Annotated in this window: 21 protein-coding genes; 6 read left to right on the forward strand and 15 right to left on the reverse strand. The window is 47.2% G+C overall.

What is annotated here, in order from left to right; translation table 11 throughout:
• The first annotated feature begins 86 nt into the window (after positions 1-86).
• Positions 87-887: an amino acid ABC transporter ATP-binding protein gene (locus N836_RS69425; protein ID WP_023076490.1), complete on the forward strand. Its 801-nt coding sequence runs from the start codon at positions 87-89 to the stop codon at positions 885-887.
• Positions 888-1,054: 167 nt separating this feature from the next.
• On the opposite strand, the gene N836_RS69430 is transcribed toward N836_RS69425, so the two are convergent.
• From N836_RS69430 to N836_RS73990, 4 genes are all read right to left on the reverse strand, one after another.
• Entirely contained in the window at positions 1,055-1,558 is a 504-nt protein-coding gene (locus N836_RS69430) for a hypothetical protein (RefSeq protein ID WP_023076491.1), read from the reverse strand.
• A gap of 459 nt (positions 1,559-2,017) precedes the next feature.
• Positions 2,018-3,088: a hypothetical protein gene (locus N836_RS69435; RefSeq protein ID WP_023076492.1), complete on the reverse strand. Its 1,071-nt coding sequence runs from the start codon at positions 3,086-3,088 to the stop codon at positions 2,018-2,020.
• A 27-nt stretch (positions 3,089-3,115) separates the two neighbouring features.
• Positions 3,116-5,734: a hypothetical protein gene (locus N836_RS69440; protein ID WP_023076493.1), complete on the reverse strand. Its 2,619-nt coding sequence runs from the start codon at positions 5,732-5,734 to the stop codon at positions 3,116-3,118.
• Positions 5,735-6,252: 518 nt separating this feature from the next.
• The gene (locus N836_RS73990; RefSeq protein ID WP_023076495.1) at positions 6,253-6,468 is read right to left on the reverse strand and encodes a hypothetical protein; all 216 of its coding nucleotides are present in this window, start codon (positions 6,466-6,468) and stop codon (positions 6,253-6,255) included.
• Between the two features lie 409 nt (positions 6,469-6,877).
• Here N836_RS73990 and N836_RS69450 point away from each other — a divergent pair, with 409 nt between their 5' ends.
• Positions 6,878-7,108, forward strand: coding sequence for a hypothetical protein (locus N836_RS69450; RefSeq protein ID WP_023076496.1), 231 nt, complete (start codon positions 6,878-6,880; stop codon positions 7,106-7,108).
• A gap of 247 nt (positions 7,109-7,355) precedes the next feature.
• On the opposite strand, the gene N836_RS69455 is transcribed toward N836_RS69450, so the two are convergent.
• From N836_RS69455 to N836_RS69470, 5 genes are all read right to left on the reverse strand, one after another.
• Positions 7,356-9,593 (reverse strand): molybdopterin oxidoreductase family protein, encoded by a 2,238-nt coding sequence (locus tag N836_RS69455; protein ID WP_023076497.1) that lies wholly within the window; start codon positions 9,591-9,593, stop codon positions 7,356-7,358.
• A gap of 389 nt (positions 9,594-9,982) precedes the next feature.
• Positions 9,983-11,533, reverse strand: a complete 1,551-nt coding sequence (locus tag N836_RS69460) for an MFS transporter (RefSeq protein ID WP_031294470.1) — start codon at positions 11,531-11,533, stop codon at positions 9,983-9,985.
• A 661-nt stretch (positions 11,534-12,194) separates the two neighbouring features.
• Positions 12,195-12,392, reverse strand: a complete 198-nt coding sequence (locus N836_RS69465) for a hypothetical protein (RefSeq protein WP_023076499.1) — start codon at positions 12,390-12,392, stop codon at positions 12,195-12,197.
• Positions 12,393-12,482: 90 nt separating this feature from the next.
• Positions 12,483-12,647, reverse strand: a complete 165-nt coding sequence (locus tag N836_RS77290; RefSeq protein ID WP_023076500.1) for a hypothetical protein — start codon at positions 12,645-12,647, stop codon at positions 12,483-12,485.
• A gap of 224 nt (positions 12,648-12,871) precedes the next feature.
• Positions 12,872-14,737, reverse strand: a complete 1,866-nt coding sequence (locus N836_RS69470; RefSeq protein ID WP_023076501.1) for a ferredoxin--nitrite reductase — start codon at positions 14,735-14,737, stop codon at positions 12,872-12,874.
• 572 nt (positions 14,738-15,309) lie between these two features.
• Here N836_RS69470 and N836_RS73995 point away from each other — a divergent pair.
• The 3 genes from N836_RS73995 (at position 15,310) to N836_RS69480 (ending at position 19,056) form a co-directional block, all read left to right on the forward strand.
• Positions 15,310-16,605 carry a HEAT repeat domain-containing protein gene (locus N836_RS73995; protein ID WP_023076502.1) on the forward strand — a complete coding sequence of 432 codons (1,296 nt, stop codon included), beginning with the start codon at positions 15,310-15,312 and terminating at the stop codon, positions 16,603-16,605.
• Between the two features lie 387 nt (positions 16,606-16,992).
• A complete protein-coding gene (locus tag N836_RS69475) occupies positions 16,993-17,925 on the forward strand; it encodes a LysR family transcriptional regulator (RefSeq protein WP_023076503.1) in 933 nt (310 codons plus the stop codon).
• A gap of 57 nt (positions 17,926-17,982) precedes the next feature.
• On the forward strand, positions 17,983-19,056 hold the full coding sequence (locus N836_RS69480) for an anthranilate phosphoribosyltransferase family protein (protein WP_023076504.1): 1,074 nt from the start codon (positions 17,983-17,985) through the stop codon (positions 19,054-19,056).
• A gap of 37 nt (positions 19,057-19,093) precedes the next feature.
• Here the strand turns inward: N836_RS69480 and N836_RS69485 are convergent, their stop codons facing one another.
• From N836_RS69485 to N836_RS69500, 4 genes are all read right to left on the reverse strand, one after another.
• The gene (locus N836_RS69485) at positions 19,094-19,828 is read right to left on the reverse strand and encodes a glycoside hydrolase family 24 protein (protein ID WP_031294472.1); all 735 of its coding nucleotides are present in this window, start codon (positions 19,826-19,828) and stop codon (positions 19,094-19,096) included.
• 455 nt (positions 19,829-20,283) lie between these two features.
• Complete coding sequence (locus N836_RS69490; protein ID WP_023076506.1) at positions 20,284-20,826, reverse strand: hypothetical protein; 543 nt, start codon at positions 20,824-20,826, stop codon at positions 20,284-20,286.
• A gap of 343 nt (positions 20,827-21,169) precedes the next feature.
• Positions 21,170-22,147, reverse strand: a complete 978-nt coding sequence (gene ygfZ, locus N836_RS69495; protein ID WP_023076507.1) for a CAF17-like 4Fe-4S cluster assembly/insertion protein YgfZ — start codon at positions 22,145-22,147, stop codon at positions 21,170-21,172.
• An 87-nt stretch (positions 22,148-22,234) separates the two neighbouring features.
• Positions 22,235-23,221 carry an ABC transporter ATP-binding protein gene (locus N836_RS69500; protein WP_023076508.1) on the reverse strand — a complete coding sequence of 329 codons (987 nt, stop codon included), beginning with the start codon at positions 23,219-23,221 and terminating at the stop codon, positions 22,235-22,237.
• Between the two features lie 171 nt (positions 23,222-23,392).
• Between N836_RS69500 and N836_RS69505 the strand changes: the two genes are divergently transcribed.
• The gene (locus N836_RS69505; RefSeq protein WP_023076509.1) at positions 23,393-23,554 is read left to right on the forward strand and encodes a hypothetical protein; all 162 of its coding nucleotides are present in this window, start codon (positions 23,393-23,395) and stop codon (positions 23,552-23,554) included.
• A 130-nt stretch (positions 23,555-23,684) separates the two neighbouring features.
• Here N836_RS69505 and N836_RS69510 read toward each other — a convergent pair whose 3' ends face one another.
• Both N836_RS69510 and N836_RS69515 read right to left on the reverse strand, forming a co-directional pair.
• The gene (locus N836_RS69510; RefSeq protein ID WP_023076510.1) at positions 23,685-24,638 is read right to left on the reverse strand and encodes a sulfotransferase; all 954 of its coding nucleotides are present in this window, start codon (positions 24,636-24,638) and stop codon (positions 23,685-23,687) included.
• Between the two features lie 174 nt (positions 24,639-24,812).
• Positions 24,813-26,249, reverse strand: coding sequence for a YcjF family protein (locus N836_RS69515; protein WP_023076511.1), 1,437 nt, complete (start codon positions 26,247-26,249; stop codon positions 24,813-24,815).
• Positions 26,250-26,326: the final 77 nt, after the last annotated feature.

Below are 26,326 nucleotides of genomic sequence, written 5' to 3' on the forward strand. Positions count from 1 at the left end.
GTTAAATCCCGTGTCAAGCCTGATAACGACACGGGTTCTGAATGCCACAATTGTTTTGGGGTTTCCCCACTATTAGGAACTGTACAATGACCCAAACCGATGATTTGCCCATGACCAGCGATGCTAACGGTCACAGTAATGGAAACGTTGACAACGAAGCTGTAATTGTCGCCAGTGATGTCGAAAAGTGGTATGACAATGGCTTTAATGTGCTTAAGGGCGTCAGCCTCAATGTTTACAAAGGTGAAGTAGTGGTGGTAATGGGGCCGTCGGGCTCGGGGAAATCCACTTTTATCAGAACCTTTAATGCGTTAGAGCCATACCAAAAAGGCAGTATTGTCATTGACGGTATTGAGATTTCCCACGACCTTAAAAATATCGAAGAGATTCGCCGGGAAGTGGGCATGGTGTTTCAGCAGTTTAATCTGTTTCCTCACCTGACAGTTTTGCAAAATGTTACCCTGGCTCCGATTTGGGTGCGTAAGCAAAAGAAGCGGGAAGCAGAAGAAATTGCCATGCAGCTGCTGGAGCGGGTGGGAATTCTGGAGCAAGCAAATAAGTTTCCGGGGCAGCTATCTGGTGGTCAGCAACAGCGGGTTGCTATTGCCCGCTCCCTGGCCATGCAGCCCAAGATCATGCTATTCGACGAGCCTACATCTGCCCTTGACCCTGAAATGGTGCGGGAGGTGCTGGACGTTATGCGCGGTCTGGCCGACTCGGGTATGACTATGGTGTGTGTGACTCACGAGGTGGGGTTTGCCCGTGAGGTGGCTGACCGGGTGGTGCTAATGGATGGCGGTGTGCTGGTGGAAGAGAATACGCCAGATGAGTTCTTTAATAATCCTAAGGAAGAGCGCTCTCAAAAGTTCTTGTCTCAGATTTTGTAAGCAGACGAGTAAATTAGATGTTGTGAACAAAAGGATGCGTTGCGGCGCATCCTTTTGAGTATTTAGAGTTCTGCGGCTCATTAATATACCCGATTAATCCGGTCTCGACTTCTTCAACCTTCTAGCTTTGAGAGTTGAGCGAAGTCGAAACTCGCTCTACGGGTATTTCATTTTCGAGTCAGTTCCTTAAGTCCGTTTTCTATCAACCAATCATCAATCAGTTGATAAATAGCCGTAATTTCAATTTCTGGTCGCCCCTGTTCATGCATCCATTCTTCAAACGGATTTTCTCCCGTACGAACACGATCAACAAAATTCTCAAACTGCAGTTCTGAAAGCCCAAAAGTTGTTAACAAGCTATCCTGATTGACCCTGATTGTTCCAATGGCCATTAAACTAAGCAACTGATCACGATTTTTCTGGGTCAGTGTCTCAAGTTCTTGGTTAATTGCTACTGTACGTTCTGGTGAAAACCGACGCATTTTCATTTGCTCGTTTAGTCGCATCTTCACTCGACTAATGCCACCAATCGATAACCAGCTTCTCATGTCATCCATGGCACTACTGCCAATGCGATAATCTTTTTTCGCTAACGCATCTAATGCCAGCTCAAAATTACGCTTCAAAACGTCTTGCCAGTTATCATGCTCTAAATATTCAATCAGTGACACGTTATTTACCCTTTACCTAACATGGGTTGTTTCTATCGTAACTGCTGTGTAAAGGATAAGGTACTGGGTGCTGTAGTGCGAACTGACGACCATAAGGCCATATGCTTTATCAACTCTGACCATTTGCCCTTAACCTCGATAAGGTAAGGTCATGCGACACCAGAGGTTAGATCATGTCCCAAACTACTGATTAGCGAGGCGGTGGACGACTATCGATCTACAGTCACCATCTGAGAGCAGAGAGGGTCCTAGTATTCTCATCAATGCAAAAGGCATTAACATAGGATGTTCTGCTAGCGTAGCGTAACGCACCCAATCAAAGAATTTTGGCTGTATGCATCACTCTGATCGGGAGCTGTTGGAGATAATGATGCGTCACGACGAACCCTACAGGCTACTTGTCTGGGGATAAACCTGAATAGTCTCAGACCTGAGCATCTCCTTGATTCAGAAGCCAATCTAAAAGATACTCCGCCGTTTTACGGTAAACTCCGTGTTTGCTATGAGTTGTGTAATGTCTAGTTCAGGCATATCTTCATACCCTTTCAATGCACTAAGATCTTTGCGTGAACCTTGGTACTCGATAGCAGAAGTAAGCAACTTAAAGGCTTTCAATGATTTTTTATCTTCGAACCAAGCAAGTATAGTCGAAAGAATTTCGCTCCACGAGACATCAGTTTTTAAGATTCCATCAATCCAAGTATCAAGCCATATGAGACGATCCTCTGCAATCATTTCGTCTAATGAGAATCTTGCCTGATTTGGGTCCCATTTGAAATGTGTATGTGATGGTTTGAGGAAGCTATCAAACAGTTCTCGACGAACTTCAAACCATCCTCGTTCATTACATTCTTCCCAGAAGTCATGAATGGATACTGATGATAGAAGGTGAACGTAGGGAGCGAGGGAACGTAGTTGAGTTTCACTTTTCACACCTGGATGCCCAGATATTTTTACACCAAAGCAAAAACTTAAACGCTGAAGCATTTTGCCTGGCTCTGGACATTCTTTAATAGAAGCATCTGCCAATTCTAGAAGCTTTGGCGTCGAGAAATAAAGTGCTGTGCTGACGTACTTCTCGCTAAAGCGAAGATGATCCCAGTGTTTAAGGAGAATTTGCTCTGCATCATTCACTTCCATTCGTGAAATGAGATCATGAATAATCCAATCTGGTTCAATAGATTCAAACCATAACTGCTGCGCCAAATTACTTCGCTTTTCTAGCGTTTTATCTAAAGCTTCTGAAAGCTCTGATGTCCAGATATAACGTCCATATTGCCACCAAAGACTTTTCTCATCATTAGTTATCTTTTCGAGTAATGCGGGAATAGCCTGCAAATCACCGCGAATTAGTCGCTGCTGCAGAATACTATCTGTAAGTGCATCCGACGACTCTATACATCGCAAAACCTCCGAATCTTCTGGGGCTTGCGTCGCAGACCAAAATTTAAATGCTGTTTCCCGTAGATGTGAATTATTAGCTGCATTCTGCCAAATTGAAACTAGAAGCTCACGACATTCCTCAGACATTGGACGCCCCAATTCTTGAGCACGTTTCTAGTCGTTTCCTACCTGCATAAGAAAGAGTGAACCAGTTCCCTCTATTTGTCCATGTATTTCTGCGAACTCATTCACTACAAAATTAACTGCTTTTGGATGGTCCATGCCATGAAGCATATAGGTTATCGGCGATTTTAAGTCCTCTTCTGAGCCACGCTGAATAAAGTAGTCGAGAGCTGAATAAGGTGGCCATTTGCGAAAGGCCCACCGAACTTCGTAAGCAGCAAGACTATCACGAGACGATGGGATGCCTGTTTTTTCAGATTGATCAGATAACGATGCCCAAGCATCGCATATGGGCTTCAGGAATCTCACCGGATCATCTGCGCAACATTCCGCAAAAGCCCACAGGTATGCATCTAGATGATTGAGTCGATCATTATCAGTATTCCAACAGGCTTCAATAGCTATTGCCAAGCTTGGGTCAGCAAAATGACCAGATAGTCGTAAGGCACCTATCCTAGTCTGAGACGGTAGTGTTGTTCCTTGAAGGATTTTGGATAAAGCCTCGGTCAGTAAATGTCCATATTTACTTTTTGCATGTTCAATTTGGTTATCACGCCAAGGGTAATCACAGCCAGGATCAAAAACTGAACAAAAATATATTCCACCTGAAATATCACCGTTGCGCAACAGTGCAACAGCAGCATTTAGAGGATTATCTTGATAGAGCTTTCTAGCAAGCTGAGAGACTCCTGGCGCATCTGTTTCGGACAGCATCGCTAAAGCTTCTAGCCTCAGAGAAAGATTAGATGGCTTTTTCGTTGTTGGCTCCACAAGCCAATTATTGATTGCTTTGAGGATTGTATTTCGATTAGGATGTTTTGCCTCACCTATGATGCGAAACGCATGGAATAGTGCAAGTGGGTTGGAAGACTTAACGCGCTCAATGAAGGAAAAACTAATAGTCTCTCTAGTAATAGCTGCTCCTATGACTTCTGCAAAGTAAGGTTCAGATAATACCTCTTCTTGTAGTAGTCCTCGACTTTCAAGATCAGCAACCGCATCAGCAAGCAGCCAGTCGCGTACACGGTCATGTCGGAAGACGAGCCGCTGATTGTCAGAAGAACCTATTGATCGAATGAATTTACCACGATCTACAAGTTGGCTAAGCAATTGTAAGTTTTGACCTTGTAGTCCTTCCCAAGTAGTAACTTCGTTTGAAACAAGGTCTAGCTTACGTCTTGATAGCATTTCACTACCAAGCGCACGAATTGCTTGACGATAGCTAGCTGCAAAATAACCTGGACTTGTTTGTCGAATATCACTAAGGCAATCCTCAAAGAATTGTTCAATAATATGATTTGCATCAGGTGTCTTGTCCCGATTATGTAGCGCTATTAAAAGTGGATCATTGCCCAATGCATGTGCAATTGACCCAGCTTCCAAAAGGCTAATGTCTTGATTAGCTAAATGAGACCGCTTTAAAACAGCTTCTATTCCCTCACTTTCTGTAAAACCATCAGCAATCAAAGTTAGCGGCTGAATATTCTCCCGTATTTGCGTAGGTAAAGATGCAAATATCTCTCGCCATAGAGGACATAGGACACGCCAATAGGATGATTTTTTCTGGTTGTCCTCTGAAGATATCTGACTCCAGCTAGCTAGTTTCTCCAGCAAAATTTGAGCTTTACCTGATCGATTGATATCCTCAACAATCAGCCACAAGGGTTGCTCGGACGAGCAGAACGAGGAGGGGGTTGGACTTATTACAGCTAAAGATGGATGTAACTGGCGGAGTTCTTCCATAACCGCTTGTTCAAGTGTCGATGCTGAAGCAACAGTTTCATGAGATAGAACAAGTCCAAAATTACCGCTTTCGACATGAGCCATAAGTTGACGAAAGCAAGCAACTGATTTGCCTAAACCCGATCCTGCTACCAGAAAGGTCATGTCGCGATTCAACGCACTTGATAACAGACTGTCAAGCTGACGCGGAATCCATGCGTTTGGATTGTCAAGTAGCCTCTTTTGCTGAATGTCCAAACTCTCTTTCGAAAGCTTGTGAAGCAATTCGGAGGATAGTTGCTCCTGTTCAATATTCAGAAATGATCGGCGAATCCATTGGCCAGTAGGCTGATTATCAAGGAAATGAACCAGCCTTGACCTTGGCCAAGGATCAATCTCTATCCCGTAATTACGTCCTAATGCTTGTACATCGCGAATCAGTTCCTGACTGGGTTCTGAATTTGTTGTGAGAACTAATGTCACAACTAAATCAGGAGTCCGTATTCGTTCCTTAGCGACGATCTTTGCTGTCTTGATAAGATCTCCAGCAGTTACAGATGAGTTTTTCCCTTTGCGGGATTTGACTTTAGATGGGTCAAGTAGCCACTTCTTTCGTAAAGCTTGATCGATGCTTTTAAGGTCTTTAGCATCTTTAGAGTAATGTGTAGTATGGTGGACGGCGATCATGTGAGGCGGATTTGCACCTTGAACAAAACAAATCCCATCTACGGATGACTTAACCGTTTGACCTGCAACATTGACTCCTGGATGGGCTAAAGAGGCATATCGTTCTGGATTAGCCTCTCGTAAAATGGATGTTACTAGACGCTCAAACAGTCCAGCGTCAGTTATGTTTGCTAGTACTTGTGCAGTCGTTTCTGCGCTCATGCATGTAACTTAGCTTAAAGAAGAGTAAATGTGTCAAAACCGTAACCATCATGATATTTTCCCTATGATGGTCACGGTCAGCATTTTTCCTGTTTTAGGAAGGCAGTTAGCGCATGCGCCTCATCATAGTGACCTACTACCAAAGTGTTTGGCAATCATATTGACCAAAAGCCTGATCTTTTGACACCAGCGTTGCAAACTCAACCCGACTTTGAGCAATGAGAAGCCGATCAAACGGATCTTTATGATGCCAGGGCAACTGGTCAAGCTCAATAATATGGTCAAGAGTAATAGGAAGAATGCCACTCTATTCTGGCTTTCTTGCCGTTGAACAACATCCAGCAACGGCTGTCTCAGCTCAAGTTTGCCTAAATGCGCTTTAATCTGAATTTCCCAAATGCTAACCAGGCTTAGCAAAACCGAATGCTCTGGGGTTCTTAGCAACTCCAACGTACTCGTAGGAATTTGGCTCGATTGACTATCCCACCAAATAAACGTGTGGGTATCCAGCAAAAGCTTCATCCTTCGCCTAGCCAAAAGCTATCGGGCAAAGGCTCATCAAAATCATCTGAAACCAGAAATGCCCCTGGATGTAAATCTGGCTGGCGTTGTTTTGGAGCTTGGATTTCAGGCTGCATCTTAGCCTCGACCCACTGCAACAAACGAGTCGCTAGATGAAACTGCTCCTGCCAACTTAAGCGTTGAGCCTCTTGCATTAGTTCTTGCAGCGTCATCTTAAAGCTCCCTTCAACAGCTTACTTCCTAGGATACCTAAACTATTCTGGTGCGGACAGCTTCAAACATCCAAACAACTCACAAAATGAGTACTTAAGCCTCCCTTTTGTCTTTTCTAGAGATCGCACCCCCCCACCTTTCAGCCCAACCCCAATACCCGCTTGACGAAACCCCAAAACCCGTTCTACAGTTACCCAATGCTGTTTTTACAGCAGACCACTAGAACCTAATAACTTGGCACCATCGGCAGGTGTTACGACCACCTAACCGATGGCTACCCACAGATTCGCAAGCAATCTATGGGATTGGGTTATTATGCCCTACCCTCTGCGATTTGCCATGACTTTTTGTGGGGGGCTAGGGAATTAGGTTCTGGCTTTCCTTCCACTTCAATGGAGAACCAGACCTATGTTTCAAGACCCAACCTCCGGCGCAGCCGCGCCAATCAATCAGCCTGCACTGCCAGACTACGAATCCGGACGGCATATGCTGTTCGGCAGCCTTAGCTATATCCAGGCCGTGATCAAACTACTGCATAAACTCAACTATGCAGAACCCAACGACTGGAGCCGTCCATTACCCACCGGCCAGCCCAACGAGGTGATGGCGATTCTGACCAACCGAGTCCGAGTCGATTAGGCTATTTCAAGTCTGGGAGCGCTGATCGGTTGAGAGAATAATCAAAATTAAGTTACCGTCAGCCTATGCTATCAGTAGATAAATCCATGAGTTCGTTCTTAAAAATATGAGTCAGCTGGCAACTCTGTTTGAGTCACATAGCTTCAGTGAACTTGGTCGAGATGTAATTGTTATTCATCAATAGTCGTAGAGAACAACAACTTCGTAAAGCATTGCCCTCCAATTTCTTCAGGATTCTTTGTTTGGTTTAAACCGTCATCTCCAATGACTTGACCGCCAGTTTCTGAGCTGATTCAAACCGTGACTTAACCGTGGCCTCACTAGTCGCCTGAGGAGCCGCAATCGGGGTTAGCTGTACCGCACAGGCCTTGAGTTCAGGCTCCAAAGAAATCGGACACACTTCTGGATGGGTCAAGGCGTTGACTTCCATGTTGTCTCCCCACAAAAAGCCCCAGTGCATGGGCATAAAGACGGTGCCACGGGTAATGTTTTGGGTGACTAATACCTTCAGCTGAGCAAAGCCCCGTTGCGATCGCACCTCTACCCATTCCCCCGACTGAATTTCCAAGAGTTGCGCATCCCGAGGATTCACCTCCAGCAACGGCTCTGGATACCGCTTAGTAATCCGCGCAATCCGACCCGTGCGACTTTGAGTATGCCAGTGGCCATACAAACGACCCGTGGTCATGACAAAGGGATAGTCCTCATTGGGCGGTTCCGCCAGTCCTTTGACATGAAACGCACAGAACCGAGCTTTTTTATTGGGAGTGGCAAACTGATAGTCCGTATACAGGCGTTTGTCGTGTTTACCATGGGCGATCGCATCGGGTTCGCCCGTCGGACAAGGCCATTGAATCGGTCCTTGGGCCAATCGCTGATGACTTAAACCAGTGGAATCGCACAGCCGTCCTGCGGTCAGCGAAACAAATTCGTCATAAACCTCAGCTGAGGTGCGCTGGGTAAATTGTTTTTCAAACCCGAGCCGACGCCCCACTTCGGCAAAAATTTCCCAATCAGCTTTGGCTTCACCCACCGGATTGCGAAAGGCTGGGCAGTAGGTAACAACCCGCTCAGAATTGGTCATCACCCCAGCTTTTTCTCCCCACTGGGTAGCGGGTAAAACCACATGGGCAAAGGCCGCTGTCTCTGTTGGGTAATACGCATCCTGACAAATGGTAAAGGGAGAGTTTCTCAGGGCAGCCTGGGTGCGTTTAATATCCGGCATACTAACGGCTGGATTCGTAGCGGCTACCCAAAAGACGCCCAGATCTCCATGCTCAAGGGCCAACATCATATCCCAAGCAGCCAGGCCAGGTGTTGGAGAAATACTCCCCTCTGGCACCTGCCAAACTTTTTCCACGGCCTGTCGATGGTCTGGGTTTTTGACTAGTCGATAGCCCGGCAAAATATGGGCGAGTCCCCCCGCTTCACGACCACCCATGGCGTTTGGCTGTCCAGTTAAGGAAAACGGTCCTGCTCCCGGTTTGCCAATGTTGCCGGTCATCAAATGTAAGTTAATGATGGTGCGGCACTTGGCGGTGCCTTCGCTAGATTGGTTGATCCCCATGGACCATAGAGAGAGAACTCGTTGGGCTTTGCCCCACCATGCAGCGGCCTTGGTCAGCTCGCTGAGGGTGATCCCGCAAATCTCAGTCACGCGCTCTGGTGGATAGTTTTTTACTATCTGGGCATAGTCGCTAAAGCCATCGGTACAGGAGTCAATAAAGCCGGGATCAATCCAGCTATGTTTGAGTAATAGGTGAGCAATGCCGTTCAGTAGGGCGATATCGGTACCGGGTTTAATCGCCAGATGCAAATCCGCTGCCTTGGCTGTATCGGTGTGGCGCGGATCGACCACAATCATTTTTACCTTACGGTTCTTTTTGTGATACTTTTTAAGCCGATTAAATACAATGGGATGACAGTCTGCTGTATTGGTACCAATTAAAAAGGCGCAGTCGGTTTGTTCTAAGTCGTCATAACAACAAGGAGGGCCGTCTGAGCCAAAACTTTGGATATAGCCTGCCACCGCTGATGACATACAGAGTCGAGAGTTGGCATCAAAGTTGTTGGTGCCTAAACAGCCCTTCAACAGCTTTTGGGCAGTGTAGTAATCTTCGGTTTGAAACTGGCCAGACCCATACATGGCAATAGCTTCAGGGCCTCTCTCTGCCAAGGCTTTGCGAATTTCATAGGTGATGCGATTTAAGACCTGATCCCAAGAAACGCGCTGGAGTGGCTGATCGAGAGATTCTCGCATCATGGGGTAAAGTAACCGCCCTTTGTCTAAGGAGTCGCCGATAGTACCGCCCTTGATGCAGACCTGACCTTTGCTGGATGGATGGTTGCGATCGCCCCGCGCCTGCCACACTGGATTGCCCTGCTCATCACGGTTGACCGGACGATTAGGCTGGGCAGGAGGCAGCACTTCAAGGCCACATCCAACACCACAGTAAGGGCAAAGCGTTTTTGCTGCATCGGCCATAGATTACATCCTCCATCCACGAAAAATCTGTCTTATCAAGTTCAAAAAATCAGATTGCTTTGATGAAATACCTCAATTGACCTTGCCGTACGTCAATATTGATGCTCTAAAGCAATGGAGCGATCTTGGCTAAAGAGCATTTTCTGTACATAGCTAACAGTACAAAGGCATTCCATAAAATGACTCAATACCAACAGTAAACTTTATAAATTGTCTCTTTTAGACAGAAAAGGGGAGCGATAACCGCCCCCCAATCTGTTGAGTTGACATCGCTGTCGTTGCTAGTTGAAGTGTTATAAATACTCGTCAGCCTGTGGATCGACGATAGTTTATAGGACAACAACTAGCCATGAAACCATGTATCCGCCCAAGCGAATCGGTCAACAACTTTAGCTAACGTAGGACCCATCAGCCGGTACAGACATTTCCTCACCCTCATGGGCTTCAGCAAAGGAACCCTTGGGCTCTTCCAGGATGAAGAAGCATAGGAAGGCAACAATGATAGCGGCAACACCTAAGGTTTGGAAGAAGATGATGTTACCAATATCGCCTTCGGGTACCAGACTATACAGAGTCAAGTAAGCAACCGCACCGACGTTACCGTATGCGCCCACATTACCGGCAATTTGGCCTGTTACACGACGCTTTACCAGGGGCACAATGGCAAATGTGGACCCTTCACCAGCTTGTACAAAGAAGGAGCACATCATGGTCATGATCACGGCGAGACCAACCATGAATGCACCGCCACCGCCAAGAGCATCACGAATACTGGGGATGCTGCTCATGACAAGATAGCCAATACCCATGAAAAGGGTTAAAACCCCCATAGTTGTCTTACGACTACCCAGCCTATCGGAAATCAAACCACCGCTAGGACGAGCAAATAGGTTCATGAACGCGTAACTTGCTGCCAACATACCAGCCAGGGCTTTGCTCAAACCAAATGTGCCTTCAAAGAAGGTAGGTAACATGGATACTACTGCAAGCTCAGAACCAAAGTTCACAATGTAAGTCAGCTCAAGAATGGCAACTTGCTTGAACTTATAGCGGTCCTCAGCAGGATAACGCTTGGCACCAGAGAGTAGGTCCTTGTTCACTGCCCAGCAGTTGTAAGCCTGGAAAAGATACAGCGCAACCAGTCCAGCAATTACAAGACCAAAAGTAGTCTCGTTTAGAAAACCAACCTTCTTAAGACGCCAGGATAGAACAACAAGGATTCCTGTCAGAGGTAGATTCATCAGCAATAGACCCCAGAAGTCTCTGACGGTGGTAACTTCCATGCCGCGAGTACTGGGAGGACGCTGGTAAACTTTGCCTGGAGGAGTATCTTGAACGCTGAAGTAATACAGGCAACCGTAGAGGGCCGCAATAATACCCGTTGCTGCGATCACGATGCGCCAGTTGAGTAAGGGCCCATCAGAGACCTGGAAAGAACCTGGGAAGAAGTTCAGGGCAGTCGCTAAGCCTACTAGGGTGAATGCAGAGAATGCAGAACCAAAGTTCCCCCAACCGCCGTAGATACCTTCAGCCAGACCAATCTCTTTGGGAGGGAACCACTCTGCAGTCATGCGAATACCGATAACAAAACCAGCACCCACAATACCCATGAGCAGTCGGCCAATTACCAACTGGTTGAAGCTTTGGGCAGAGGCGAAAATAATACAGGGGATCGCTGCATACATGAGCAACAGCGAGTAGGTTAGCCGAGGACCGTATTTATCCAACAGCATTCCGATAATTACACGGGCTGGTACTGTAAGGGCCACATTACAGATAGCAATGGTACGAATTTGACCTACCTCTAGACCAAAGTCTTCTCTAATCGCTGTTGCTAAAGGTGCAAGGTTAAACCAAACAACAAACGATAAGAAGAAGGCGAACCAGGTCATATGGAGTATTTTGTAGCGTCCCCTAAAGGACCACATCTCTCCGAGCATCAGTGTTATTCTCCTGGACAGACAAACATTTCACTTACTTTCTAAAAACCTGCCTACAAGCAGATTTTGTACTGCTGCTTTTGTAGAACAAAATCGTCGATGCTATGGAATCCTGAAAGGACAACAGACAACGCGACGCAACAGATTAGTGGTAAAACTTCTGATTTCACCAATTAACTAAGCCTAAAAAACAAAAATCATCAACAAAAGAGATGTCTGTGAAATTTGTCTCACTGATGCTAGTTGACTGGATGAATTCGAGCCAAATCACCATAGCGTTACATTATCGGTGAGCAATAAGGAAAAATGTGCTTTGTGCTACCGTTAATGCTGCGTAATTCTTTTTTTGCATCTGATTGTTTATTTTTTGCATTAAAACGTCTGAAAGCTGCTTAAAAGCTATAGCGATGGTCGAAACGTGACGCCGGAATCATGGGGGCAATGTCTGCAGTAGCCAGGTTTCAAGGTTCTAACTTGTCCTGATTAATCCTTCTACCTGCGACATTGATACGCTGAATGACTGTGCGATCGCTGCTGAGGGTCTTCTCATTCACACTAAAAAGCTCAACCTCCACTGAGAGAAAGTCGAGCTTTGAAGAACTTTGGTTAAGGTGACAATTGCTAATACAACAGTCGATGTGTGTAGCTAACTACCATCGGGCTATTGGCCCAACTCAGACCATAGGGTGGCCTGATGGGGAGTAACAGTAGTCACAGCGGCATCGGTAGCAGGTTGAGCTAGATAAACTCGCACAGCCGTATAACCAACTACAAACATGGAAAACGCCGCTAGCGTAGCCGCTAAGGTTCTATCTAAGCTAGAAACCTGAGTAGACACTGCACGGGTCTGGGAAGCCATAAGAGTAACCCTGAATTATTACATCAGCTCAAGCATCCCATAGTTATTCTGTAGCAAATACTACTGTTTACGAAATTTAGCCTTTTGCATCTAATTTTTAAATGAATAGCTCACTTTTTCAGTGGCAACAAATGGCTTTACTAGCTGCTCAGCTAACGACATAGGTAAACCTACCTGGTGGGACATAATGCCGTGGGCCACACCTGCTGTCAAACCTAAAAAGGCGGGTAGAACTAGGGATCTCAGGTTGTTCATCTAATATAAAGTGCTGCTAGTCACAACAATAATGCCCATGGTATCTGGGGCAGTTCTGTAACATTTCTCACTGGATTAACGATTTCATCGTTTTTTTGCATGGCTTAAATGCATGACCTGCATTATTGACGAATCGCTGGTCGAGTTGTTTCCTAATAACAATCCTCGACAGTTAAGGCTGTCGAGGATTGTTAACTATGCATTGATTAAAAGACTAGGACAGTCTAAGCATCAAGAACAACTCGTCCTTCTGGGTGAGCAATGCAGGTTAACACCGTACCTTTCTCATCCGTTTCTAGAGCCGCTGGGTCGCCTTCATACCGTACTTTGCCTTCCAGTAGGGGTAGCTTGCATGACCCACAGGAGCCGGACTGACAGCTGCTTTCAACATCTATTCCTACGGTTTCAGCAATCGATAATAGGGGCTGACTGTCATCACAGTTAATCTCTTTGTCGGCCTTGGCAAAAACAACAACTGCAGGTTTCTTAGTTTTAGTGGGCTCAGCTGGAGCTGCTGTTGGCGTTGCTTCTTCAATGACCACACCAGGTTTGAGCGTGGCTCCAAAGTTCTCCATCAGCAGCGTTCGCACTACGCCTGGAAGTTCATCACAGGGGACCTTCTGCATAACGCGTTCGCCTAGGTGAGCATCTTTGCCCACGGTGCCTCCCATGTAGATATCCACAGCGGGCACCATTTTGCCATTTTTACGGGTCTTAGTGCCCATCATGCCAATCTGTGCGACCTGGGGTTGACCACAGGAATTGGGGCAGCCTGTCCAGTGCATGCGTACGGGCTCTGGTATGTCTAGTTCTGCATCTAGACGGCGAGCCAGGGCCAGGGATGGCATTTTAGTTTCCACCAGGGCAAAGTTACAAAATTTGGCACCTGTGCAAGAGACTAAAGAGCGCACTAGGGGAGACGGTTGAATCGGAAATGTTTGAACAATTGGTTCTGCTAAAAAGACAGCCAGACGATTATCAGGCACATTCGTGATAATGACGTTTTGTTCAACAGTTAAGCGTAGATCGCCGTTGCCGTAGACTTCAGCTACCCGTGCCAAATCAAACATGTGATCTGCCTGTAACCGACCAACGGGAATGTGTAAACCAATGTAGTTCAGTCCCTCTTGCTTTTGTTGAAATACGCCAACATGATCTTTCTTATTGGAATCTAAAGCGTCTTCAGGTGCAGCTAGAGTTAGAGACTTTCCAACACTTTTTTCTACTTCGGTACGAAATTTTTCTAGACCCCATGCATCAATTAGCCACATTAACCGTGTTTTTTGGCGATTGCCACGGGAACCATTATCCCGATAGACCGTTAAGATGGCGCGACACAGTTCTACAACGTCTTCTTTTTCGGCTGGAACCCAGACGTCAAGAGGAATGGCAGCTGCACAGCGAGTGGATGAAAAGAATCCCCCGACCAGCACATTAAAACCAAGGTTGCCATCTTTATAGGCTGGCACAAAGGCGATATCGTTAATTTCGGCGTGAACCGAATTGTCAGTGCTGCCTTCGAGCGCAATATTGAACTTCCGGGGCAGGTTTGTAAAGTCATAATTACCCTGACCGCTATTGGTAATCATGTCTTGGACTGCTTGCACCAGTTCGCGGGTGTCGATTAATTCGTTGGCATCAATGCCAGCAATCGGGGAGCCTGTGATGTTGCGGACATTGTCCATCCCCGACTGCATTGAAGTCAGACCGACGGCATGCATCTTAGAGAAAATATCCGGAATATCTTCTAAATGAACGCCGCGCAGTTGCAAGTTTTGGCGAGTAGTGATGTCAGCACTGCCATCGTCTCCATAACGTTGGACGATTTCGGCGAGCACTCGCATCTGCTTAGAAGAGATGAGACCGTGGGGCATGCGCAAACGCAGCATAAACTTCCCTGGTGTCACTGGTCGGAAGAAAATGCCTAACCACTTGAGTCGCTGGGTTAAATCAGTTTCATCGACAGCTTCCCAACCCATTTCGGCAAACTTTTTCAGTTCGTCCTTAACTGCCAGGCCATCCTTTTCAGCTTTATATTTTTCAAATTTATTGAGTTTTACTTTTTTCTCAGTAGCGGATGCGGTTACCACAGCAGCACTCCCAACCTAATTAACAGAAAACACCGCTGGCATAGTTGCCAAGGGTGCTACCTTCGGCAGTTCATAGGTCTAGCTGAAGCAAAAAAAACGGGAGCAAAAGACCAAGATCCCTAAGAACCTATGGCTCTGCCCCGCTAGACACACTTATAAGGAACCGCTTCAGGAGTTCATTTAGCTCGCTTGCTATCGAGTTGAATTAAGAATATTGAGAAATTCTCTATTTTTTTGTATATAAAATTACTTTTTGATAGAGGTGTTGCATTTTTTACATAGGTACAATGCATGATTTTTGGGATGCTGACTTAATCGTCAATCATTAGACTCGCAACGGGTTAGGGCTGTGGGACGTTGTTGAGTCATTTCATTTATTAGTCGTTGATTCGCTAGGTGAAGAGGTCTGTGAAGACTCCTGGTTGTATAGCTTGACACCATGATTGTGGGTTTCATGTGATTTTTTATTTTTCATGCAATAGTTGCATTTTAAGTATTGAACTACGCATGTACTTTGACCACAATCAACCATTTTCACGAAATAATGGACGAGATGTCTGTGGAGAGGGTATATGCCACCATCAAGGGGTCTGAGTGGAGTGGAGCCCTCAAAAGACTTAAGGCAAAATAGTTCGGATCACTGGCGGTGGTTCAAACAGGGGGATTTTGCTCAGAAGTGGAATAGTTCAAAATTTATTGTTAAAGAGGGCAACGGTGCGATCGCACCGTTGCTGGAAATGCTCAACGACCCCACTGCAGATGCCGAAACCCATTGGTTTACCATTCGAGCGTTGGGCCATTTCCCCGAAGACCCGAAAGTCGTGGCTGCCCTGGCTGCACAGATCAGCGATACCTCACGCTATCTCAATCGCACTCGCGAACAAGCTGCTGAGTTAAGTGCCTTTGCCATTGAAACGCTAGCCGCCATGGGGCCGTGGGCCATTGAAGTTTTAAGTCAGCTGCTCCAGAATCCGCAGCAACGCTTGCTAGCTGCAAAAGCGCTGAATCAGGTGCGCTCCAGTGGTGTGATTCCCGCGTTGATTAGTGTTGCCAAGGATGACGATGCCATGGTTCGCTACTATGCCATCGATGCCCTGGGCAGTTTTCATTGTGCGACGGTGACCTCGATTTTGTTGACCGCCCTTAGTGATTTGTCGGCGGCAGTGCGTAAAGCGGCAGTGATGGCTTTAGGGCGACGACCCGATCTACAGGCGTACCATCAGCTGGCTCAAAAAATTCGACCGCTACTTTGGGATGTTGATGTGGCGGTTAGCTGCCAGGCGGCGTTGGCCCTAGGACGCTTAGGGGCTGAGGAGATGATCGAGGATCTACAGCAGGTGCTGCTGTCTGACCATACGCCCATGGCTTTACGCATTGATACGGTGCGAGCCCTGGAATGGTGTTGCGATCGCTCAGACGCTAATCATCAGTCAGTCCATAGGGCCTTTGCGGTTTTAACCCAGGGTCTGAACTATTTTAGTGAGGCTTTCGATCGCTCCACCAGTGCCCATGCCCAGACATTGACCTCCCCAGAAAAAATCAAAATACAAATTGCGATTGTGCGAGTCTTAGGGGAGCTGCGGCACCCTTTAATCAGCCAAAAGACCACGACCAGTCTGACCGCCCACCTCCAACATCAGACTCCGGTGGCTGTACTCCAGGCAATTATTATGGCCCTAGCAGGTTTAGAACAACCACAGATATTTAACGATCTTTTGCCACTGCTCACTCATCCAGCCGATGTGATTCCGCTGCACACGATTGCTGCCCTTAAACAATTAGATCCTGACAATAGTTGGCAGCGAGCCAGTGATTACTTAAGTCATTTGCCCGATCAACCAACAACAGATGTGCTTAGTCTTTGGTAAAAGCAGTTGGCCTCAAACCAGAGGTCACTGTGCAAAAGTGTTTAAATTAAGAGAACATTAAGATGTAACATAAACCCCTATACGGCCCGTCTTACAAAAAAGATTTTCTAAAAGTCAAAGCCATATTTTTAATCATTTTTTAATTGTTATTTTGTTCAAAAAATAAAGTCAACCCGGTCAGCAACAAATGATTTCATTCCCTTTGCTGACGTCATTTTCTCGACTACTTTTTAAGATTTTTTAATAATAGTTTGCTTAGTTGGCCTACAGCCGGTAGCCAGACGTACCACATCGGATAGTGAGGCTCTCTAGAGTGTTAGATAAGCAGTTTCGCCAACAGGCGTTTCATGTTTTTACGTCCCAGCCTCCGTCAACCTCTATCAACCTATGCGCATAGAGCAGCTCCAAGCATTCTTAGCCATTGCCGAAACAGGTAGTTTTCAGGCAGCTGCCCGGCGGTGCGGCATTACTCAATCGACCGTCAGTCGACAAATTCGTGGTCTGGAAGACGATTTGGGTATGCCCCTATTTCATCGTACGGCCCAGGCTAAACTCACCATCGGCGGAGAGCGACTGCTACCGAGAGCACGTCGGATTTGTCAGGAGTGGAAACAGGCCACGAGCGAAATTACCGATTTATTAGAAGGTCGGCAGCCAGAACTCTGTGTCGCTGGTATTCAATCGGTGTGTTCTCACTTTTTGCCCCCCATCATTACCCAGTTTTGCCAGCGCTATCCAAATGTGCAACTGCGGGTCACTGCCCTGGGGAGCGATCGCTCCTTGAAGGTGTTGCGCGATGGTCTGGTTGATATTGCCATTGTCATGCATAACCCGATGCTGACCAATTCCCAAGAAATGGCCGTTACTCCTCTATATGAGGATCATGTGGAAGTGTTGATGGCGGCTGATCATCCATTGGCTAGTTACAGCCCTGCCCCTTGGTCAGAAATTGCTCGCTATCCCCACGTCGTCTTTAAAGATGGCTATGGCATGCAGCGATTAGTTCAATCTCAGGTTCCTGAAACAGAGTTAAAAATGGCGTTAGAGCTTAACACTCTCGACGCTTTTCGTGGTGTTGTTCGTCAGGGCAAAATGATCGCCCTATTGCCCCAATCTGCTCTAGCTGAGAGTCGTCGCGATCCGGGGTTGGCTGTCCGTAGTACAGCGGCACCTGTCCTCACTCGTAAGGTAGTGATGGTGACGACTCAAGATCGTTTACGTTTGCCCCCCGTACGACAATTTTGCGATATGGTGCAGCGTTTAGCCGATGAAAGTTTTAATCAGTTAAGTGATTTACCCAGTCTAATGGCCTTAAATTAGATATCCCATCAAGCTCAGGCTGTTCTGAAGCTCTAATTCCATCCTCTTAGTCTGATCATGAGCGACGTTTTTCGAGACCTGTTAAAAAAGGTGGGTAGTGGTACCCATACATCGAAGGATCTCAGCCGGGAAGAATCGGCTCTAGCAACCCGTATGATGCTTGAGCAAACGGCGACACCTGCCCAAATTGGGGCCTTTATGATTGCTCAACGGGTCAAGCGGCCAACTATTCCAGAGCTGGCTGGCATGTTAGATTGCTATGACCAAATGGGGGGAAAGTTAACGGCACCCCAGGCGGATTATGCCACTATGGTGCTGAATAATCCCTACGATGGTCGGAAGCGAAATGCCCCTGTTACCCCTATTACCGCACTGATTTTGGCGACGGCGGGGGTACCTGTTATTTTGCATGGCGGCGAACGCATGCCGACTAAAATGGGGCTGCCCCTGGTGGATATTTGGGAAAATTTGGGGGTCAAGTGGCGACCGCTTACTCTGGCACAAGCTCAGCAGGTGTTTGAATTGACCTATATGGGGTTTGTTTATTTACCCCAACACTTTCCTGCCGCCCATCGCTTGGTGCCATATCGAGAACAGATTGGTAAACGCCCGACGCTCGCTACCGTTGAGCTGATGTGGGCTCCCTGTGACGGTATCAAACACGTCGTGAGTAGTTTTGTTCACCCACCTACAGAAGATCGGACCAAAGAAACCTATCAGCTGCGCCACACTACAGAATTTACAACGGTTAAGGGGTTAGAAGGCAGCTGTGATTTGCCCCGTGGTCGCACGGCCATTATCGGTATGGGTAGCCTCAAGGTGGATGGACCTGTCTTTGAACGCTTGTTGCTACACCCTAGAGACTATGGGTTTGAAGGTGCAGATCCTGCCCTGGAAGAGGATTTTGGCCAGGTGCTTGAGCAGACAGTTCATGGAGAATCGGTGGAGCTAACTCGTTCTGTGATCTGGAATGGGGGGGTCTATCTTTGGCGTTCAGGGGTAGTACCTACCCTGTCTGATGGGTTTCAGCAGGCTCAAACTCTGTTGGAAACGGGGCAGGTGCATGCAAAGCGTGAACAGATTAAAGGTGCGATCGCAACTGTTCTGGGCCATCAGCTTTCCACGGTTTAAGCATTAGTCCCGTCACCGGTACAGATCTTTGCTTGCTTTAGCGAGCAGTCAGTTCTTCCGCTAGCATTTCGCTATAAATGCGAGGTAGGTGGCTGGACATTGTGTTTGTCTCAATGCCATACCCCAAACTAGTCCAGGTACCGGATAAAAGTTCTAACACCTGATTGATTTCCCCATTTTGTAACTGCTGGCTAATATCGGTTCCCCAGGCTTGCGGATCAGATAGCCAACGATAGACTACAGTATCCTGTGCTTCAGGCGAAAAATCATAGTTTTGCCAAAACTCAAACCAGCCGTTGGGAGAGGGATGATATTTTTGAGCCTTTGCCTGCCAGGTAGTCGTCAAAAACTGATAGCGACCAGCCGCTGTTGTACAGTCCCCAACATTGGGTCCGGTTTCTATCGGCACACAAATATCAGGATGTTGGTTCAGTTTGCCCAAGGTCTGCCCCCCATAGAGCAGATGATAAGGCCGGTCCATGTTGGATTCACTGGCTGAAATTGTGCGCATCAACGCACGAATGTATGGATCACCTCCTGCCATCGCCAGGGGTAAAGGGGAATCCACCCAGTTTGCTGACCCCGGACGTAATAATCTAGAGGGGTTTAACCATAGTTTGGGCAGATAGGACCGGGTAGGGGATGACCAGTGAAACAGCACTCCAATCACCCCTACAAACATCAAAATTGTAATTAGCAACGGACCATAGTCCGACCGTTGCTGAGGAGGCGGTTCTTGATTAAGAGAATTAGCGGGGGGGCGAGAAGACAACTTTTAGGGTCCTTCCTAGACAGGTAAACAATGAGCGGAGATGCATGACTACGAAATACACGCCCGTAGTCCCTAATTTCCCGTAATTGCGATCGCGATGCTTAAATCCTATGAATATCCAGACGGAGAGGATGAGCACAGCGGTAAGGTTGACCTTGGACATAGCCCAACATTGACCGAAAAATCAACCCTACCAAAATACACCCCATATTGCAGTCATAATATTGCACTTACATTTTCTCGTAAGTGTTCAGTATATCGAACGGCAGCTGAGTATGATTTGGGTCAATAGACCCATGTCTGCAAGCCAGTACAGGCATGGGTCTAATTGACCACATAGCAAAAGAGAGCTGCCATCAGACAGCTCTCTTTCATAAAAGAATCAGCATATATGGGTAAGGGCAACACCAAACAAATAGAGGCAATGCAGTGCCCAAAGAACTATTTGCAATAGATTAGGCGGCAGCTCGCTCTAGAGATTGCTGTGATGCTGTTACTGATGCCACGGCCTTTTCAACAGTAGGCCGATATCTGGCATACCAATCATCACTACCGGGTGCAGGCAACGTTTGTAGCTGTGTCAGTGCCTGATCAACCTGGTGAATGTAATGTTGTTGTTCTCTTAGAACACTGCTGCCATTAAGTTCATATGAACTATCGTTGACATCTGCCTGGGGTAAGGAAAGCAGCCAATTGTGAACTCGTCGAATGCTGGTTTTAGCATCAGTAATGCCGTGAACAAATGGTGTAAATGTAGGCGCACCATGGGATTGATCGTCACTCAACCACTGGGCTGTTTCCAGGCTAGGCAAACTGAGTAGTAGCTGATGTAAGGATCTCAGCTCGGCCAAATAATTACTCCAGGTTCCTACTTCTTGGGGGGAACGACGCTGAGCATACTCTAAATCGTATACATGAGATTTCACTGCTGCTAAGGCATCACTAACAGCGTAGCGAACTGCTCGATCAAGCGGTAATCTCCAAGGGGACGTTGCCATAACTTAAGCCTCTAAATAAGTTTGTTATTTGCCACATTGATATGAAACCGACCGCCCCTAACCCAAGCTAGGAGCAGTCGTAGGAATAAAGTTTTTTCAAACTCGAGCGTGCTGGTCTAGTTCTACAGAAGATGAGTACTTGTTAGGACCAAACCGAAATGAATACTCAACGTACTTTCAGAGTACCCATATCAGCACTAATCTCTCCACTCAACCAGGTTGTAGAAAGACCCATAGCAAAAAGCCCACGCTTGCTCTCATTGTAGCCACTAGTTGTTCTGCAAAAAAAAAGAAAATCCTGAGAAAATATTAAGAAATAACACTAATAACCATTGAGTTGAGTTTATGTTGCCGGAGACGGGCTATTTGCTAAATAGCCACGAGATAAAAATGGCAGCTCAACAGTGTTGGCCATCGTCCCGTTGGCATCAAGGGTTAGCCCTGCACCACCAGCTTTAGTACGCAAGTATCCTAAGGCCCAAATGCCGTCATCGGCAGTAGCTACGCTGGTGAGTTTACCCACTGGAGTCCCATCTAACGTGAGAGAAACTCCTGGTTCTACTAGCTTGTCTAGTTTGAAGCCCCAAAGTTGTTTTTTGACTCCCTGGTAGGTGTTAAGCCGAGCAATGGTTTCCTGGCCAATGTAGCAACCCTTTTCAAAGGAAACAGTGTGCCAGAGTCCGGCTTCTAGGGGGTTATCCTTGTCGGTCAGCTCTAGTCCGGGCATGGGACGACCCTGTCGAATTCGCAGCACTTCCCAGTCTTGGGGAGATAGGCAAGGAACTTGATGCTCGGTTAGCCAGTTTTGTAGGCTGGTGGCGCTTTCTTTGGGGCCGATCAGGGTGTAGCCGGGGATGGCCAACCCTGTTTCCCTAGCGATTTGAATGTCAGTATTTGTAACAGACCAGCTGGCACGGATATGACTGTAGGCATTACTCTCGGGTTGTGGCAAGCCAAGGTCAGTTAATAGCCGCTCGGTGTCTGGGCCAAGGAGAGTAATAGCACAGGTGGTATCAGTTTGATCGCTGAGGGTGACTTTATCGGCGAAAAAGATGTAGCGGTCCATCCAGGCAATCAGCTCGGGGGCCATTCCTGGCGAGACCATTAACAGCACGCTGTCATCATCCACATAGGCACTGGCTAAATCGAGAGTACGCGCTGTAGAGCTGACAAAAACGGTTTCACGGCCCTGGCCTGACTTCAATTGCTCAAACGCATTAGTGGTTTGGTTATGAAGAAAGCGGAGTCGATCGGCTCCAGTCAGCTGGATGCGCCCCCAGTGGGAGCGATCAATAAATGCATTGGTAGAGACTTCGACCATAGTAGATTCTGAGTCAGTACACAGAGGAATCTTTTACTTTAAATCTATTTGGCTCTAGTTGCTCTCTACCGATAGGAAAATTTGGTCTTAATTTGGGTTTGGATTAGTCCGTCGCTGATGGATCTGCTGAATAAAAAAATCTTCCAGGGACAGCCGGCGTAAATCCAGGGTGATGAGCCGACCATTCATTAGGTTGATGCTGGCCATAAAGTCACTGGGGCTACCGTGGAGATAGCCTTGCCAATAGCCACCTTCAAAGGTGAGATTTTGTAGCCATTTTTTCAGGACATCAAGACTCCCACCTTGACCTTTAACAAAATAGGCATCGGGAGAGCCCAGCAGCTCATGCAGGCTGCCCTGACAGATGAGTGCACCCTGGTCGAGAATGGCAATGCGATCGCAAATTACCTCCACATCCGCCAGAATATGGCTATTGAAAAAGATGGTTTTACCCTGGTCCTTGAGCGATAAAATCACCTCCCGCACCTGGTAGCGTCCAGTGGGGTCTAAGCCCGACATCGGCTCATCCAAAAAAATAATATCTGGATCGTTAATCAATGCCTGGGCCATGCCAATGCGCTGCAGCATGCCCTTAGAATACTGTCGCAACTGCTTTTTGATAGCGGTCTGACGAGACAGCCCCACTATATCCAAAAGCTCAGGAATACGCTCCTTATATATAGACGCTGGAATATTAAATAAACCGGCAGAATACGTCAGAAACTCCCAGCCTGTCAGGTAATCATAAAAGTAAGGATTTTCCGGCAAGTAGCCAATTTGCTGTTTGATAGTTTGATCACCAGCGGGCCGATTTAGCAATTGGGCGTTGCCTGAAGACGGTCGAATAATTCCCAATAGCAGCTTAAGTAAGGTCGTTTTACCAGCCCCGTTGGGGCCAAGTAACCCAAATGTCTCACCCTGGTACACTTCCAAAGAGCAGGGCTGTAAAGAGACTACCTGCTGATTTAGCCAGAAACCCGTACGGTAGGACTTACTAAGTTCTTGAATTTTAACGATAACCGGACGATGCACGATGGCAGCCGGGTTAGCATCAGTGGGAAAAACGGTATCCATTAACTCACAAAATACGACCCTGAATAGGGCACTGCACGCGTATGGTCTAGTCGGTATAGTGGAAAAGGCGCATTTAGTCAGTGATTTCTCAATACCCTAAGACCTTAGGGTATCAGAGCGTTGGAACTGCCCCGTCATACTATGTCAAAACGTTAGAGTAACGCGTTTAATATGGATCGTTCAAAAATTGTTGCGATTATCACTGGTGCAATTTCACTAGTTCTAGCCATTGCCTATTTGCTACTGGTGCAGCTTCTAGATTTTCGTGGCGAAATGGTGCCTGCCCCCATCGGTAGTTTGGGGCAGGTCCTAGCAACCCTAGGAATGAGTTAATGGGAATTGTGAGTGCTTACAGCAGGTAACGATTTGGTTAGGAGATTAGAACCATAAAATTTCGTGACTTCGAGCATTTGCCTTATTCTTCCCTCTTTGCTCATGGTTTTGCACCCCTTCCCAACCGTAGTTAAGGGGCATCCTTGATCCAGGCAGACAAATCACGTTGAAGCAAATCCTGTAGCTTGAGCACATCTTCGCGATAGTACTGCTGTAGTAACAAGATGTCTTCTTCTGTAAACTGTGCTTTGCTTTTGTTTTGGGAATTCAAAGCAATCAGGCGCTCCCGCAGTTGATGTCTCAGCTCCGAGGGCACAATTTTCATCATGCTGGTAGCCACAGTACGGATAGGATTTTTGGTTTTTAAGAGGCGATTAAGCGTTTGATTTTTGGGGACTTTGGCAGTTTGCGCTTGCTTCGATGTGTTGGCGACAAAGTCAGGGTCCACACCGATGGACTGATACATGGCTCGCATAAACCCTTGGGAGTCTTTGCGCAGATCGTCATGGAGAAAGACATCCACCTGGCTGCGGCCAAACACCTCAATAAAGTACCGCAGTTGTTCGTAATACTTGCCCTTTAACAATACGTAGGACGAATTACCACGACTCCGAACTTGCTCAGCCAGGGGCGTTTGCTTGCCGATCGCATCCCGCATGTTCATCAAATAGTCAGAACAAGCTCGCTGTACCGGATTACGGAGGACGGCAATCAGCTTAGCGTCCGGTAGACGACGTTGGACTTGCTCAGCGGCTGATCGATAGTGAAACATATAGTTGGGAGATGCCTCACCCAGGGCAATCTGACTGTCCGTCGCTTGGTCAAATAGTGCCTGATACTGCTCCCAAGTAACAATGCCATTTTTTTTACGACGCTGAATGTCAGCCGGTTCTTGCTCCCAATCACGTTCAAAAAAACCTGTTTCTTTAACAGGACTCATATAAACCTGGGGGTGCTGTTTCAGGTAGTTATAGATGGATGTAGTGCCTGCTTTTTGAACACCGATAATTAAAAATGTCGGTGTTCGCTTGGCGGTTATCGCCTGAACGGCATTGGAAGCACGCTGAGCATTATTAGCAGTCATCGTAGATTGAAGCTGATTGGAGGTTAGCGAACTGATGTCCTTACGATGCCATGGTATTTCTACAGAATCGAGGTCCAATCTGTGGGGACATTTTCTACATCATAATTTGATATAGAGTCAGGTTACGGAGAGGTTTATTTGTCATAAATTCATAAACCTCGTCTCAGGTTTAACCTAGGGATACCGTGCGATGACCTGGTGAACAAACTGCTGGACGATTTGGTCGCGACGATTGAGCTGGTAGTGTTTTTCTACGACTGCCTGCATGCCGCCATCTCCCCAGTCTTGTTGATTCTCAAAATAGTCCATAAAGCTTTTGCCAGCGATGCGGGTGAGATAGGCGGCGCTAACCCCCTGTAGCAGTTTGCCAGCGACGGCAGTGGCCAGGTTAGCTTGTAGGCCAACGGTTAAAAGTTTGAGAGCTCCTTTGACTAGCCCCAGGCTGCCCATGGTTTTGGCTAACGAAATTGCCAGGGTGCGGGCATCTTCAATGCTGACGGCAATGCCGTAAACCTGGCCTAACTCGACTACCATCTGGGTGTTGACAGCGGCGGTGGCTAACATATCCACTACTGGTAGGGGCGTCGCTGCCAGGACTCCGGCACCAATCCACTGATAGCGATCGATAATGACTTCGGCCTGCTGCTGACGTTGTTGGCCAATCAGCTGTCTGGCTTCGAGGCTAAGCCGCTGAGACTGTAACAAAATGTTGTTGGCAATCAGGTCGCGACCCTCGGCTCGCAGAATAGCCAGGATACGGTCAATTAGGGGTTGGATATCGGGGGTGGGATAGTCCCTGGGGTGAGCTGCGATCGCAACCACATCCTTCACTGACATCTGCCTTTCCACACGCTGCCGCAGGCGCTCCATAAGTAGTTGCACCTCATCATCGGCATACAGGTCACTTTTGTTCAAAACTAAGAGAGTCCGCTTGCCAATTGCCAGCAGCTGCATCAAAATCTCATATTGGGCTCGATGCAAATCGTTATCAACGACATACAAGATCAAATCTGCCTGGGTCGCCCGTTCTCGACTAGTCTGATCTGCAGTACTTGCATCCAGTAATCCCGGACTATCGCTGAGAATAATTTCCCCTTCAATGGCCGGAATTGCAACTCGGTAGTCTTGCTGTTGAGTTGTTGTCCCCTTCGTAACGGCTGTTTCCCCCGCCATTTCCCCCATTAAGGCATTGGCTAATGAGGTTTTACCAACAGAGCCACTGCCGACAATCACCATCTGTAGCCGCTGCTGTTCAAAGGCATGGGTTACGTTTTTTGCCCGTTCGAGCAGGGCTTGTCGCGCGACTTCATCTTGAATTTGACTCAGTTGCTGGTCGAGGCTTTGTAGCTGAGTGACAGCCGCTTCATCCGTGGTTTTTGGCGGTGGTGGTGGCGCAGCGCGGTGACGCGGTCGTAAAAACAGCCAGCCGTAATAAGCCACTACTCCCAGTGCTGCTAATAGAACTAGCACTGTCAATGTAGTGATTGCTTGAGCGACCCATGGATGCAGGGTAGACAGACCGACATAGAGTGTCCCTAACGTGCTGATCAGCCATAGCAGCAAACCAAGAAAAATCAAAACGCTAATAGCAATGATGAGGGGGCGCTTCATATACAGTGCTCACTATGGTGGGTGGTGGGTAATATCACTGACGCAATACCAGACATATCGCTGATATTCATAAAATG

The sequence above is a fragment of the Leptolyngbya sp. Heron Island J genome (assembly GCF_000482245.1).
Lineage (GTDB): Bacteria > Cyanobacteriota > Cyanobacteriia > Phormidesmidales > Phormidesmidaceae > Leptothoe.